At 28.9% G+C, this 15,991-nt stretch carries 10 protein-coding genes; 4 read left to right on the forward strand and 6 right to left on the reverse strand.

What is annotated here, in order from left to right:
- Positions 1 to 60: 60 nt before the first annotated feature.
- The 6 genes from rsmG to NV226_RS01265 form a co-directional block, all read right to left on the reverse strand.
- Complete coding sequence (gene rsmG, locus NV226_RS01240) at positions 61 to 786, reverse strand: 16S rRNA (guanine(527)-N(7))-methyltransferase RsmG (protein ID WP_258211088.1); 726 nt, start codon at positions 784 to 786, stop codon at positions 61 to 63.
- On the reverse strand, positions 776 to 1,771 hold the full coding sequence (locus tag NV226_RS01245; RefSeq protein ID WP_258211089.1) for a ribose-phosphate pyrophosphokinase: 996 nt from the start codon (positions 1,769 to 1,771) through the stop codon (positions 776 to 778). Before NV226_RS01245 ends, rsmG begins: the two co-directional genes overlap by 11 nt.
- Positions 1,772 to 1,890: 119 nt before the next feature.
- Complete coding sequence (gene gatB, locus NV226_RS01250; RefSeq protein ID WP_258211090.1) at positions 1,891 to 3,315, reverse strand: Asp-tRNA(Asn)/Glu-tRNA(Gln) amidotransferase subunit GatB; 1,425 nt, start codon at positions 3,313 to 3,315, stop codon at positions 1,891 to 1,893.
- On the reverse strand, positions 3,308 to 4,624 hold the full coding sequence (locus NV226_RS01255; protein WP_258211091.1) for an amidase family protein: 1,317 nt from the start codon (positions 4,622 to 4,624) through the stop codon (positions 3,308 to 3,310). Before NV226_RS01255 ends, gatB begins: the two co-directional genes overlap by 8 nt.
- 1 nt (position 4,625) lies before the next feature.
- A complete protein-coding gene (gene gatC / locus NV226_RS01260; RefSeq protein ID WP_258211092.1) occupies positions 4,626 to 4,913 on the reverse strand; it encodes an Asp-tRNA(Asn)/Glu-tRNA(Gln) amidotransferase subunit GatC in 288 nt (95 codons plus the stop codon).
- A gap of 8 nt (positions 4,914 to 4,921) precedes the next feature.
- Entirely contained in the window at positions 4,922 to 5,764 is an 843-nt protein-coding gene (locus NV226_RS01265; RefSeq protein WP_308738124.1) for an RluA family pseudouridine synthase, read from the reverse strand.
- Positions 5,765 to 5,868: 104 nt separating this feature from the next.
- Here NV226_RS01265 and dnaJ point away from each other — a divergent pair, with 104 nt between their 5' ends.
- The 4 genes from dnaJ to NV226_RS01285 all read left to right on the forward strand — a co-directional run bounded on the left by dnaJ (position 5,869) and on the right by NV226_RS01285 (position 15,909).
- Positions 5,869 to 6,975: a molecular chaperone DnaJ gene (gene dnaJ / locus NV226_RS01270; protein ID WP_258211093.1), complete on the forward strand. Its 1,107-nt coding sequence runs from the start codon at positions 5,869 to 5,871 to the stop codon at positions 6,973 to 6,975.
- 255 nt (positions 6,976 to 7,230) lie between these two features.
- Positions 7,231 to 10,767 (forward strand): DNA-directed RNA polymerase subunit beta, encoded by a 3,537-nt coding sequence (gene rpoB / locus NV226_RS01275; protein WP_258211094.1) that lies wholly within the window; start codon positions 7,231 to 7,233, stop codon positions 10,765 to 10,767.
- A 3-nt stretch (positions 10,768 to 10,770) separates the two neighbouring features.
- The gene (locus NV226_RS01280) at positions 10,771 to 15,018 is read left to right on the forward strand and encodes a DNA-directed RNA polymerase subunit beta' (protein ID WP_258211095.1); all 4,248 of its coding nucleotides are present in this window, start codon (positions 10,771 to 10,773) and stop codon (positions 15,016 to 15,018) included.
- Positions 15,019 to 15,135: 117 nt separating this feature from the next.
- The gene (locus NV226_RS01285) at positions 15,136 to 15,909 is read left to right on the forward strand and encodes an MAGa3780 family membrane protein (RefSeq protein WP_258211096.1); all 774 of its coding nucleotides are present in this window, start codon (positions 15,136 to 15,138) and stop codon (positions 15,907 to 15,909) included.
- The last annotated feature ends 82 nt before the right edge of the window (positions 15,910 to 15,991 follow it).

Genomic DNA, 15,991 nt, shown 5'->3' on the forward strand with positions numbered 1-15,991 from the left:
CAATAAAAAAATAAATAAAATTAATTATTTATTTTTTAGATTATTTAAATAATGCTTTAATTATAAATTATTTTTTATTTTCTTATGCAAATTTTGTTTATTAATAATTTGTGATCATTTTTTAGGATAATTTGTAGGAGTTTTAATGTTTTTATCAATAAAAACTAAAAAATTTTGTTTGTTAAGTTTATCTTGCTTTATCTCCATAATTTTAATTTGATCTTTTAGATGAAATTCTTGTAAGTATTCCAATGCATCATTAACTTCATTTTCAACATTAGGTCCTTTAATGAAACAAAAATATCCACCAATTTTAGCTAAATGATGTGCTGCTTGAATTAAATTTGAAAGTCTAGAAACAGCACGGGCTGTTACTAAATCAAAGTGTTCTTTTTTAGGTGATTGTTCTGAGCGAATTTGGACAATTTCTAAATTTTCTAAATTTAGTTCTTGTTTTACTAAATTTAGAAAATTTACTCTTTTAGCTATTGGTTCATAAATGGTAAATTGAAAATTGTTATTGGTTCAAATAATAAATGGTAATGAAGGAAAACCAGCTCCTGCACCAATATCTAAAATTTTGCCTTGTTTTAAATTAGTATGGTTAATGGCATTTTGCATTAATATAAGAGATTCATAAATTCCTTGTTCTCAAAGTGTATCACCTGAAAAACCAGTTAAATTCATTACTTGATTTTTTTCTTCTATAAGTTGGACATATATATTTAATTTATCAAAAATAGCCGGATTATTAACTAGCTCTTTAACTTTAATTTTATAACTCATTTTTTGTTTTATTTAAAGCATTAATGTCCATTTTAATGTCTAAATAAATATCAGAAACTGATTGACCCTTTCAATGAGCCATCATAACTCTTGCAATAAAACCAGATAAAGAAGCAACTTCTAATTTTGAAAAGTTTTTATTTTTAATTTGATCAATTGAGTCTGTAACAATCACACGATCAACATAAGGATCATTTTCAAACAATTCAAATCCACGAGAAAAAATTCCGTGTGTTGCTGCTATGATTATTTTTTGAGCACCATTTTCTTTTAAAGTTTTCGCAGCTTTTAAAATAGTTCCACCAGTATCGATGATGTCGTCAATAATTACTACATCACGATTTTGAACATTTCCCAAAAGTCCCATAACTTCACTTTCATTTGGTTTTTCGCGTCTTTTATCAATAATAGCTATTTCAATATTATTTGATAAAAGTTCCGAAAGAATTCTTGCACGAACAGCACCTCCATGGTCAGGTGCAACAATCGTAAATTTTTGTGAGTATTTTTTAACTGCTTGTGCTAAAACATATTGTCCTCTTAAATCGTCTACAGGAATATCGAAGAAACCTTGAATTGAGGGGTTGTGTAAATCAACTGCAATTACTTTATCAATGCCAACACTTTCTAATAGGTTGGCTACTAATTTAGAAGTAATTGGTTGTCTTCCTCTACTTTTTCTGTCCTGGCGAGCATAACCATAATAGGATAGAATGACTGTTATGCTTTTAGCTGAAGCTCTTTTCAGAGAATCAATGAAAATCAATAATTCCATAATATTTTCGTTGACAGGGGTTGAAGTGGATGCAATAATATAAACATCACAATTTCTAACTGTATCTTCAGATTGAATTAAAACTTCACCATCAGCAAATCTTTCGTACTTAATTTTTGTTAGAGGTAAGTCGATTTGCTTTGAAATTTTAGAAGCTAATTCCATTGAATTATTCATACTGAATAAAACTTTGTTTATTTCATTTCGCATTTTAAAAAAATACTCCTTATTTTTTTAATTTATCTTATAAGTTGTATTTTACAACTTTTAACTTTAAAATTGCATTTTTCAATACAAAAACTTGAAAAACAAAAAAAGTTCCAATAAGTTTATTGAAACTTTTTTTGTAATATTTCTTGAACAACTTTATTTGCCATTTGTGGGTTAGCATTTCCCTGTGTTTCTTTCATTAAATTACCTAAAAGAAAATTAGTTACTCGGTCAGGTTTTTGGGGATATGAATTTATTAAATTTTCATTTTCCAGGATTATTTTTTCCAGGATTGCAATTAAATCAATTTCACTGATTGATTGATTCATTTTGTTTTCTATAATAATTTGTTGAATAGACTTATTTTCTTTTTGTAAAATTTGAATAATTTGTTTAGCTTGTTTAGAACTAATTTTTTGTGATTCAATTAATTCTAGAATTTCTTTTAAATGAAAAGGTTTAATGTTTAAATCTTTCAATTGGACAGCTTGATTATTGACAATTGAAATGATATCTGAGAAAAATAAATTAGCAGCTTTTGTTTTGTTATGGAAATTAATAGCTTCAAAATAATCTAAATAATCAATGTTATTAATTAAACTATTGATATGAATTGGATTTAATTTTATTGCTAAAAATTCTTTTTCTCTTTCTCAAGGCATTGTCGGAATTAAAACATTTTCAAGTAGTGATTGTTCTAATTGAATTACAGGAATATTTGGTTCGGGAAAATATTTATAATCAACCTCTCCGGTCTTTTCACGCATTAAAACATTAGTTAAGGTTATCTCATCAAAGCGTTTTGTTTGTTGTTTAACTATTTCATTATTATCCAGCATTGAACTTTGTAAAGCAATTTCAAAATCGATCGCTTTTTTTATGTTAGAAATTGAATTCATGTTTTTAATTTCTACTTTATTTCCTAATGTGGAAGAATTTTCAGGTTTAAGTGAAATATTGACATCAACTCTTAAAGAACCTTCTTCCATTTTGGCATCTGAAATTCCTAAGTAAAGTGCAGCTTTACGAATATTATTTACATAAGCTATCGCTTCTTGTGAAGAACTAATTACTGGTTTGGTAACAATTTCAATTAAAGGAATACCTGCACGATTGTAGTCTAATAAAGTTCATTTTTCTTGATGTAATTGTTTAGCTGTATCTTCTTCTAAGTGAATTCTTTCTACAGCTATTTCCTTTCAAACACCATCAACAAAGATGGGCATTATTCCGTCTTTGCCAATTGGACGAAAAAATTGAGTGATTTGAAAACCTTTGGGAAGATCGGGATAAAAATAATTTTTTCTGTCAAAGTGTAATTGATTGTCAATTTTCATATTTAAAGCTTTAGCTAATTTAATAGCACTAATTACTGCAGCTTTGTTTAATTGGGGCAATGTTCCTGGATAACCAATATCGATTGGATGAACATTTCTGTTTGGATCATCTAAAAAGCTGTTTTTTGCAGGTGAAAACATTTTAGTTTTAGTGTTTAATTCTAGATGAATTTCAATTCCAATAACTACATCATATTTACTATTCATTTTCACCTCCTAATAATTTTTCCATTCATAAAGCAAATGAAAACAATTTTTCATCTTCATAAATACCATTTTCTAAAGTTAAATTTACAGGTAAATTATCTTTTTTTATTCAAGGAATGGAAATAGAAGGATTACCTGCTAAATTTGCACCAGTTAAAATATAATCCATGAAATTTCATTGTTCTTTACTATCAAATTTAGGAGCAATATCTGGTGTAGAAGGGAAGATTATTAAATCAAATTGCTTATGAATTTTTTCATAATATTCTTTAATTAAACGGCGTACTTTTTGAGCTCTTAAAAATAAATCTTGTTGATTTTCTTTATTTAAAAAATATGATCCCAATAATAGTCTTCTTTGGACCATGTAACCAAAACCTTTGCTTCTGGTGTTTGTCATAATTTCATCTCATGAATCACCTTTTTGGCGATTAGCAAAACTAATTCCATTAATATTTGCTAAGTTGGCAGAAGCTTCAGAATAAGAAATAATTTCATAAACTGTTTTAATAGTTTCTAATAATTGGATATTTGGTTCTAATATAGTTACATCAATATTTTCTGCAATTAACTTATCTTTTAAAATTTGATATTGACTAAAAACTTCTGGAGTAAGGAAACCATTTAAGTTAAAAAATGCTACTTTTTGGGGTTGAATCATTTGAGCATTTTTTATTGGAATATTTACTGTAGTAAAGTCTTTTTTATCAATTCCATAAGCAACTTCAGATAATGCTAAAGCATCTGAAACATTATGTGTAAAATAAGCGACATGATCTAAAGAAGAAGCATAAGCAAAAAGACCATAACGTGAAATTGCTCCATAAGAAGGTTTGAATCCTACAACACCCACATAAGAAGCAGGTAAACGTACAGAATCGCCAGTATCTGAACCTAATGCAAAACCTAAATTTTTAGTAAAAGCTGCAGCCGCTCCAGATGAAGAACCACCAACTTTACGAGTTAAATCCAGCGGATTTTTAATAATTCCTCAGTATGAAAAAATACCTTCACCACCTAAAGCTAGTTCATCGCAATGAGTTTTAAATACTGGTATCGCTCCTTCTGCGTAAACTTTTTCTAAAAATGTTGCATTATAAGAAGGTTGAAAGTTTTTTAATGATAAAGAAGAAGCTTGAGTGGAAGCATCAGCTGTTGCATAATTATCTTTAATTGAAAAAATAACATCTGCTAAAGAACCTTCAGTATTTTGTGAAATTTTATTTTCATAAATAAATGAAATAGCATTATTTTTATTGTTTTTAGCTTCTTCTAATGCTTTTTGAAAATTTCCTTTATTTTTAAACATTTTAAATTACCTTCTTAATTCTTATAAATTGATCATTGGAATCTTTAGCATTTGATAAGATCTTTTCTAGAACTAAATTTTCTGATTGATCAATTTCATCTTCACGTAAATAAAATTGTGGACTTTCTTCAATTCTTGCTAATGGTTCAATATTTGTTACATCAATTTGACGTATTTTTTCTAGAGCAGCCATAATTTCATCAAATTCTTTTTCTAGTTCATTTAAAACTTCATCACGTGGTTCAATTTTCAATAGATTTGCAACTTCAATCATTTTTTTTCTGTCCATATTAACTCCTATCATTTTGGTAAAGAAATAAATTCTTGATCGTTTAAATAATCTAGTTCTTTTTTTAATCCGGCAAACTTAATTCTGGTGGCATGCAAATAAACTCTGGTCGCTCTTTTTCCTCCATATTTACGATCACCATCAATGGGGAAACCTAATTTTGAAAGTGATGCCCTAATTTGATGTTTTCTTCCAGTATAAATTTGGGCATATTTTTTCTTGTTTTCAAAGAAAAATCTTGTTTTTCCTTTTTTTCCAAATTTTGGGTGAACCATTACCTTTTGATTAGCTTCATCTTTTAAAAAATAATATTCAACTGTGATTTCTTTTTCGGGCATAGAATTTTTAAAGGTATAAATTTTTTCGAAATTTGCTTGCTGGTTTTTCATCTCTCTTAAAGTTGAATAATTTTTTGCATAAACCATAATTCCTGAAGTAGTTTTATCTAATCTACCAATCGAAGATGGAATAAAGGAATCTGTTTTTTCAAATTTTAAATATTTTAAAACTTGTTCATCTAACGAGTTATTTTCACTATGAACAGCTTGATTTTCTTTTTTATTTACTATTAAAATATTTTCATCTTCATAAATAACTGCAAAATCAATACTAATATTTTTTACTTCTTTTGATGACTTTCTAGCATTAGAAATTCCATAAATAACAATTTCATCATTTTCATTTAGGATATATTTTTTTTCAACTTCTCTTGAACCATTAATTTTTAAATCTTTTTTTCGAAAAATCTTTTCAATTTTTGAAACAGGTAAATTATCCAAAAATTTTATTAAAAATTTGTAGATAGTTCTACCTGCATCATTGTTTGTTGCCCTTACTTTAATCATTTCCATCGTGATAAATTTTACTTTAAAAACTAAAATAATCGATACCGATAATGAAAATAATTAAATTATTTTAGCACTCAAATATAATTTGTGCTAAAATATTAAACACTATGAGTAGAAAACGAGATTATTATGAAATTTTAGGTATTCCAAAAAATGCAAGTGAGCGTGATATTAAAAAAGCATATCGTAAACTTGCTATGCAATATCATCCCGATAAAAATAAATCAGCAGATGCAGAAGCTAAATTTAAAGAAATTAATGAAGCCAATGAAATTCTTTCTGATCCCGAAAAGAAAGCAGCTTATGATAAATATGGTCACAGTGCTTTTGAACAGGGTGGATTTGCTGGTGGACCTGGCTTTAGCGATTTTGGTGGATTTGATTTTGATTCAATTTTTGAATCATTTGGTTTTGGTTCATCAAGATCAAGAAGAAGAAATCAACCACAACGTGGTGATGATATTTTAGCTCAAATTAGAATAAGTTTTGAAGAATCAATTATTGGAAAAACAATTATCCAAGATTTGACCAAATACGAAACTTGTGATAAATGTCATGGAACCGGTGCAGAAAAACCAAGTGATATTCAAAGCTGTCATGTTTGTCATGGAAGCGGATCAATTGACAAAGTCATAAGAACTCCTTTTGGACAAATGGTTAATAAGCAAACTTGTTATACTTGTGAAGGAAGTGGACAAGAAATTAAAGTTAAATGTTCAAAATGTCATGGTCAAAAAATTATTCAATCTCGTAAAGAAGTTACCATCAACATTCCCGAAGGAATTATTGATGGTGAAAAAATTTTATTAAAAGGTTATGGTCAACCCGGAATTAATGGTGGACCTGCAGGAAACTTATATGTGGAAATCAGAGTTTCAAGTCATAAGTTTTTCACAAGAGAAAGAAACGATATTCATATCACTGTACCAGTTTCAATTCGCGATATTATTAATGAAGCAACAATTGAAGTACCTTCACCAAAAGGATGACAATTTTTAAAATTAAAAGATTCATATGCATCAGGTGATGTTATTCCAATTAAGGGCGGAGGTGCTAAACGTCCAGGAAGTAATTCATATGGTGATTTAAAAGTAAAAATCATGCTTTACATTCCAAAATTATCTTCAAAAAATAAAGAAAAATTAAGTGATTTATTAGAAGATGTTAAAGACAAAAAAATTGAAGAATGAAAAAGCAATTTCCCTAAACAATAATTAAGATAAAATAGTATTAAATTATGACTATAAAAAATGTTTTTAGAGTCATTTTTTTCTTTTTTTTAATTATTTTCTAGCGAAAAAATATTTTTTTGTTAAAATTCTGTATGCTATTTATATAAATTGAATGAATATATTACTTAAAATACAAAAAGAGAGAAAGGTTATTTAAAGCTAGTTTATTTAGCTTTTTTCTTTTTTTATGTTTTCTAAAAAATAAGATTCAATTTTAACCTACTTAAAGGAGAAAATATGGGTAAACAAAAATTTGAATTAAAAAAATTTGGACCTATTACTTTAAGGAGAGACTATTCAAAAAGTAAAAACGTTTTTGAAACTCCTGATTACTTAACTTCTCAAAGAGAATCTTTTAACTATTTCATTGAAAAAGGAATTGATGAAGCACTTAATCAATTTTATCCAATTAAATCAAATAATGGAAAAGTGGAAATTCAATATATCAGAAATAAAAAAATTAGAATTGAAAAGCCAAAAAATGAATTTGAAGCTATTAAAGCTGCAAAACAAAAAGGTGAATCATATTCATGTAAGGTTTATGCTCATTTGAGAAAATTAAATGTTGAAACATCAGAGATTAGCGAATCTCAAGAAGTTTTATATGGAGAAATTCCTTTAATGACATCAGCGGGAACTTTCATTATTAATGGTAGTGAAAAAGTTATTGTTTCGCAGTTAATCAGATCATCAGGAGTTTATTATGGAAGAAATGTTCGTAATAAGCAAGCTGATGACTTATTTAACAAAGTGGAAATTTTACCGCAATTAGGTTCATGAGTTGAAATTTATCACAGAGTTACAGGTAATTCAATTGATACTATTAAAGTAAGAATTGACAAAAATAAAAACATTTTACTTTCTACATTTTTGAGAGCTTTAGGTTTATCAAAAGAAGATGGAACAATTAATGCATTATTTGGTAATTCACGTGTTTTAAATGAAACCTTAAAGAAAGATAAAAATGCTGATATGCGTGAGTGTCAAAAAGCAATTTATCGAATTATTCGTAAAGGTGATCGTCTGACTGATGAAGCTGTTGAAAACTTAATTCCTGTAACTTTATTTAATGAACGTCGTTACAATCTATCAAAAACTGGTAGATACATGATTAATAGAAAATTAAACTTAATTCAAAGAATTGAAGGAAGATTTTTAGCTGAAGATTTAGTTGATGCAAACTCAAATAAAGTACTGTTTAAAACAGGAACTCATATTACTGCCCAAATGGCAAAAGAAATACAAGAATATTTTAATAATGGAACTTTAGCTTCTTATCCTATTCCTGGAATTTCTCCTTCAGTTTATGGAAAACAAATTGAAATTAATCCTGAATTAGCTAAAAGAATTAATATTATTTCTGTTAAAATTTGACCTTCTAAAAAAGCAATGGAACAAAAATCAGAACCAACTTTAATTATTGGTAATGATCCTACAAGTGATGAAGCTCATTTATTAATTTCAGATATTGTCGCTATTGTTGGTTACTACTTTAATTTAAATGAAAACATTGGTCAAGAAGATGATCCTGATTCATTAATTAATAAGAGAATTATTGGGATTGGTGAATTGCTACAAAATCAATTAAAAATTGCTTTTAACAAATTAGAAAAAAATTCAAAAGAAAGAATGTCTATTAAAGAAATTGACAAAATTACCCCAAGAAATATTACAAACAATAAACCTGTTTATAATCAATTTAAAACATTCTTTAACTCTTCAAAACTTTCACAATTTATGGATCAATATAATCCACTTTCAGAAATTGCTAATAAAAGAAGAATTACATCTTTAGGTCCTGGTGGTCTTAACCGTGAAACTGCTCAATTTGAAGTTCGTGATGTGCACCCTACTCACTATGGAAGAATTTGTCCAATTGAAACTCCTGAAGGACAAAATATTGGTCTAATTCTTAATTATGCTTCTTACTCAAAAATTGATGAATATGGTTTCATCCAAGCTCCTTATTTCAAAGTTAATAATGGTGTAGTTGATTATTCTAAAGTTGTATGATTAACAGCCATTCAGGAAATTGGTTACACTTTTGCTCAATCAACTGTAGAAATTGACAGCAAAAATCGAATTATTGAAGAAAATGTAACCGTAAGAAAAAATCATAATTATTTAATTGTTGAACCAAAAGATATTGATTACATTGATGTTTCATCAAAAGAAATGACATCAATTGCAGCTTCCGCTATCCCCTTTTTAGAAAATGACGATGCTAACCGGGCATTGATGGGATCTAACATGCAACGTCAAGCTGTGCCTTTACTAAAAGCAGAAGCTCCTTTAGTTGCTACCGGTTCGGAAGCTGATATTGCTAAATATGCAACTACTAACTTAGTAGCTAAAGTTGATGGTGAAGTTGTATTTGTTGATTCCGAAAAAATTAAAATTAAAGATGCTGAAGGTGCAACCAAAACTTACAATTTAAGATTATTTGAAAAATCAAATCAAGGAACACTAATTTCACAGCGTCCAATTGTCAAAATTGGTGATAAAGTTAAAGCTGGTGATTTAATCGTTGATGGTCCTTCTTCTGATAAGGGAGAATTAGCTTTAGGTAAAAATGTGCTTGTAGCTTTCACAACCTGAAATGGTTATAACTATGAGGATGCCATTATCATTTCTGAAAAATTAGTAAAAAATGATGCCTTTACCTCAATTCATATCGAAGAACAAACTATCCCATTTAGAAACTCAAAAGCTGGAGATGATATTTTAACAGCTGATATTCCTAATGTTTCAAATTATGCTAAACGTTCTTTAGATGCTAACGGGATTGTTACTGTTGGTTCTGAGGTTTCTGCAGGAGATGTGCTAGTAGGTAGAACTTCACCTAAAGTGGAAGATAATTTAACACCTGAAGAAAAATTGATGAATGCAATTTTTTCTCAAAAAATTTCTAATAGAAAAGACACATCACTAAAGGTAAAACATGGACATGGTGGAACTGTTATTGATGTGCAAATTCTTTCTCGTGATGCCGGAGATAATTTAGAAGATGGAATTGAAAAAATTATCAAAGTTTTCATTGCTCAAAAGAGAAAAATTAAAGTCGGAGATAAAATGGCAGGACGCCACGGAAATAAAGGGGTTATTTCTCTAGTGCTTCCAGTTGAAGACATGCCACACTTAGAAGATGGAACACCAATTGATATTTTACTTAATCCCCAAGGTGTTCCCTCACGGATGAATGTTGGTCAAGTGCTTGAATTACACTTAGGTATGGCCGCTAAAACTTTAGATGTAAAATTTGTTTCTCCTGTCTTTGACGGAGTAAAATATGATCAAATTCAAGAATTATTAGAAGAAACTGGTTTACCTAAAAATGGAAAAGTAACATTAATTGATGGAATCACAGGTGATCATTTTGACAATGAAGTATCTGTTGGTGTGATGTACATGTTAAAACTGTATCACATGGTTGATGATAAGGTTCATGCACGGAGTGTAGGTCCTTACTCACTAATTACGCAACAACCATTAGGAGGAAAATCTCAAAATGGTGGACAAAGATTTGGAGAAATGGAAACATGAGCGATTGAGTCTTATGGAGCTTCAAATATTTTACAAGAGTTACTAACTTACAAATCAGATAATATCGAAGGGCGTAACCGTCTATACAATGTACTAGCTCAAGGTGGAGAAATGCCACGTCGGGGAATGCCAGAATCATTCAGTGTTCTAGCTTATGAATTAAGAGGATTGTGTATTAAACTAGAAATTCATGAAAAAGACAGAGAAGAATTAGTGCAAGAGGAGTTTTAGTAGATGAAAATAACAAGAAAATATTCATATATTGATGAAAACAAAATTTCAAAAATTTCACTAGCTCTTGCTACTAGTGAAAATATTAAAACTTGATCACATGGTGAAGTTACTAAACCAGAAACTGTTAACTATAAATCATATAAACCAGAAAAAGATGGTTTATTTGATGAATTAATTTTTGGACCTACAATCGATCATAAATGTCCAGTTTGTGGTAAAAAATACAAAAAATCTAACGAAGGTATTTTATGTACTGCCACAGCACAATGTGAAGCTTTAAAACCAGAAATTTTACCTAAAATATCACGTCGTTCAAGAATGGGTCACATTAAATTAAATGCACCTGTTGTTCATTTTTGATATTTTAAAATTGACCACTCAATTTTAGCTAAATTATTAGGATTAAAAGTTGAAGGCACAAGTCAAGTTATTACAAGAACTGCCATTGAATCTTTAATTTACTACAAAAGTCACATTGTTTTAGAATCAGGTGGACTAAAATCATTACCTAAAAACAAGATTATTGAGATTTCCGATGCTGCTGTAATTTATTTTGAAGCATTAAAAGAAATTCAACAAAATTATGAACCAGGTTCAGAAGACTATGAAGAACTAAAAGAAGCTCTAAATGACTTAGATGAAAGAGCTCGTTCAAAAATGGGAAAAGATTATGGTGTTGATTTTTACGAATTAAATGAAATTATCGAAGAATATTCAGATGCTAGAATCAACACTGGATCAAAGGCAATTGAATATTTATTAGAAAATATTGATCTTGAAAAAGAACAGCAAAATGTTAAAGAACAAATTAATAAAATTAATGCTTTAGATAATACAGAAGAAAAAGTGACTAACTCTAAACGTCAAGAACGTGATAAGTTGTATAAAAGATTACAAGTTATTAATTCTTTTATTAACTCAGGACAAGATCCCAAATCAATGTTAATCACTTATCTACCTGTTATTCCGGCAGATTTACGTCCTTTAATTCAGTTAGATGGTGGAAGACACTCAACCAGTGATATAAATGAACTTTATCGTAGAATTATTATTAGAAATAACCGTCTAAAAAAATGACAAGAACAAGAAGCACCAATGTTAATCATTCAAAATGAATTAAGAATGATTCAAGAAGCTGTTGATGCTTTAATTGATAATCAAAGAAAGACACCTTCTCCAATTGCCTCAAAAGATAATCGTCCTTTAAAATCAATTTCAGATGCTTTAGTTGGAAAAAAAGGAAGATTTAGACAAAACTTACTTGGAAAAAGGGTTGATTATTCAGGGCGTAGTGTTATTGTTGTAGGCCCAGAATTAAAAATGTATCAAGTAGGTATTCCGCGGGAAATGGCTGCTAAATTATTTGAACCTTGAATTATTCGTCGTTTATTAGAAAAAGAAATTGCTCCATCAATTAAATCAGCTAAAAAAATGATTGAGGAATTAGATAACAAAATTTGACCGCATGTAGCTGATGTTATTCAAGGAAGACCAGTATTATTAAACCGTGCTCCAACATTGCACCGTTTATCAATTCAAGCTTTTGAGCCAGTTTTAGTACGTGGTAAAGCGATTAAATTACACCCACTTGTAACTACAGCTTTTAATGCTGACTTTGATGGTGATCAGATGGCTGTGCATGTGCCTGTTAGTGATGAAGCAGTTCGTGAAGCACGTGAATTAATGTTTGCAAACAAAAATATTTTAGGTCCAAAAGATGGAGAACCTATTACTAATCCTTCACAGGATATGATTTTAGGAATTTACTATTTAACTAAAGAAAAACAAGGCGCAAAAGGTGAAGGAAAAATTTATTCTTCATTCAGTAATTTAATGCGTGCTTATGAATATGGTCATGTCGAATTACATGCCAGAGTTGCCTTACCTTATAAAAAAGTAAAACAAGAAGTTCATAATACAAACAGAGATAAATATTATGCTATTTCTACAGTAGGAAAATTTATATTAAACCAAATTTTCCCCGATAATTTTCCATTTGTATTTGATAATGAGGTAGATAATTTACTATTTAATTTTGCAAAATCTGAAGCAAAATATACAGTAGAACCTGGTACTAACATTGTTGAATTTATTCAAAATTTACCAATTAATGAACCATTAGGTAAAAAACACATCGCTAAATTAGTTTCTCAAGTTTATTATGCATATGTTCCAACTTTAGCAATGGAAGATGTGGTAAAAGTAATTAAAATTGTCAACTCTTCAAACTTCCATAACACAACTTTAGAATACAGTAAATTAGATAACTATAAAGGCGAAAAAATTTCCCACAAAGAAGCTAAATTATTATCTAAATTTACTAAAGAAGAATTTGAAAAAATCAACAGAAGAATTCTGTTAGAAAATCAAAATATTGAAAGAACTTTTGAAGCAGCAGAAAGAACTGAACTGCTTGAAAAAGTTTGATTTAGATATACTAATGCAGTAGCTGAAGTGTTAGATAAAATTAAAGATTTAGGATTTAAGTATTCAACTAAATCAGGAATTACAATGTCAATTTTTGACATTAAATTATCACCAAATAAAAATAAAATTATTGAAGAAGGTGAAGAATATATTGAAAAGCTGAAAAAGCTTTTTGCACATGGACTTGTTACTGATGATGAAAGATATAAACTTTCAATTGAAAAATGAGCAGGTTTAAAACAAAGAGTTGAAAAAGAATTAGATAAAGTTACTTCAGAAGAACCAGATAATCCCATTTTTATGATGATGAAATCAGGAGCTCGTGGAAATATTTCTAACTTCGTACAATTAGCTGGTATGCGTGGACTGATGGCTAACAACACTCAAGCTACCAAAAGTGATGCTAATAACGAAAGAATTGTTCGTTCAATTGTTGAAGTTCCTGTTAAATCTTCATTCCTTGAAGGTCTAACAGCTTATGAATTTTATTCATCAACCCATGGAGCACGGAAAGGGCTAACTGATACAGCACTTAACACCGCCATTTCTGGTTACTTAACTCGTCGTTTAGTTGACGTTTCTCAAAATATTGTTGTACGTAATCAAGATTGTGGTTCTGATTTTGGTTTTATAGTTAAAGACATCATTGATACAAAAACTGGGCAAATTATCGTTCCTTTATGAGAAAGAATTGAAGGAAGATTTACAAATGTTGCTTTACATGATGAAAACGGTGAATTAATAGTTGCAAGAAATACTTTAATTACTCCGCAATTAGCAGATTTAATTATTGCAAAAGGATTTAAAGAAATTGAAATTCGTTCAATTTTAGGATGTAATACAAGAAATGGTGTATGTAAAATCTGTTATGGGAAAGATCTTGCTACAAATCGTTTAGTATCAATTGGTGAAGCTGTTGGTATTATTGCAGCTCAATCAATTGGTGAACCTGGTACACAGCTAACTATGCGTACCTTCCATACTGGAGGGGTTGCTGGGGTTGAAGATATTACCGGTGGATTTACGCGGTTAATTGAATTAATTGACGCCCATGATAATCCATGAGGTAAACCTGCTATCATTTCTGAATGACATGGTGAAGTAACTGAAATTGAAGAAAAGCGTGATGCTGAAGGTAATGAACTAAACCAATCACTTGTATGAATCCAAACAGATACAGGTCAAAGAAAAGCAGTACACGTTGCAGGAACAAGAAAATACAGAGTTAAACCTGGAGATAAAGTTGTTCCTGGACAAAAAATTGTTGAAGGTCCAATTATTTTAAAAGAATTATTAAAACACGCTGATGCTTATGCTGTGCAAAATTATTTATTAAAAGAAATTCAGAGAATTTATAGAATGCAAGGAATTTCTATTAGTGATAAATACATTGAAATTGTTATTCATCAGATGCTTTCAAAAATATTAATTTCTATTCCTGGAGATTCTGATCTATTTGAAGGATCAATTGTTGATATTTTAGAATACCAAGAAATTAACGGGAAATTATTAGCTCAAGGTAAAAAACCAGCATTTGGATCAATTGTAATTAAAGGTGCAAAACAAATTCCTTTATTATCAGATTCATTCTTAGCTGCTGCTTCTTACCAAGAAACTTCAAAAATATTAGTGCATGCTTCAATTTCTAACCAAGTAGATAATTTGGAAGGTTTAAAGGAAAATATTATTTTAGGACACAAAATTCCTGCTGGAACAAATTCAAATTTTGAACCTAAATCAAAATTTGATATTAAAGATCCTGCTTCATTTTTTGAAGTTGAAAAAACTGTAACAGAGGAAATAAACGAAGATTTATACTAATTTCTGATTAAAAAACTTAAGATTGATTCTTAAGTTTTTTTCTTTTTTATAGTTGCCAAATGCAGTTTATAACTTGCTAATTTTGGCAATATTTTAAAATATGTTATACTTTCTCACATGAAAACAAAAGATATTATTGAAAAACTGGGTGAAAATAAGCTAGCAAATATCATTTTATCATTAGGTATTGTCGTGTTAATAACTGCAGTATTTACACTAATTTATGAGATGTCAACTTTTAAAGCTGAATCAGTTGATGCATCTAGAAATTATGTCCATATGGATGAAATATTTTTAAACGCTTCACCATTATTTAAATTCACAAATCAAACTAATATTTTTCTAGGTATTACAATTGTGCTTGTAGGTGCAAAAATGCATCAAAAATCAAGATGACAATTTGACTTGCTATTTATTGCGAATGTTTTAATCACTATAACCTTCATTATTTATTGAGCATTAATTTCTTGAAGAAGAGCTGACCAATGAGTTACAGCACCTTTTAAATCTTTTTTATCTGTTTTAGTACATGCCATTAATCCCATTATTGGTTTTGTAGTTATGTTCTTAGTAAGAAAAAATATTATCGTAAAATGAAAAAGTATTTCTTATGCTTCATTATATGTTCTAGCTTACTTTGCTTTTGGATTAGTATTATTCTTTATTTCAAAAGCAACAACTACAGCAGCAAAACCTGCGGTAATTTATAGCTTTTTGAATTTTACCAATCCTTTATTTTATAAAGGTGGTAATTTAGCTGTGGTAATTATTTTAGATATTTTTATGTTTGTAATAGCAACATTAATAACTACAGCATTTGCATTTTTCTGAAAAGCTGTTTATAAAATGGATGCTCAAAAGCTAAATTGAAAATTTAAATTAAAAAGATAATTTTTTTACTATTCAAAATTTAAAAAAGTGCTATAATTCATAAGCATTTATTTCAATTTAAATAAAAAAAGCCCTGTTACAT

This window comes from Mycoplasma iguanae, assembly GCF_024722375.1.
Taxonomy (GTDB): domain Bacteria; phylum Bacillota_I; class Bacilli_A; order Mycoplasmatales; family Metamycoplasmataceae; genus Mycoplasma_M; species Mycoplasma_M iguanae.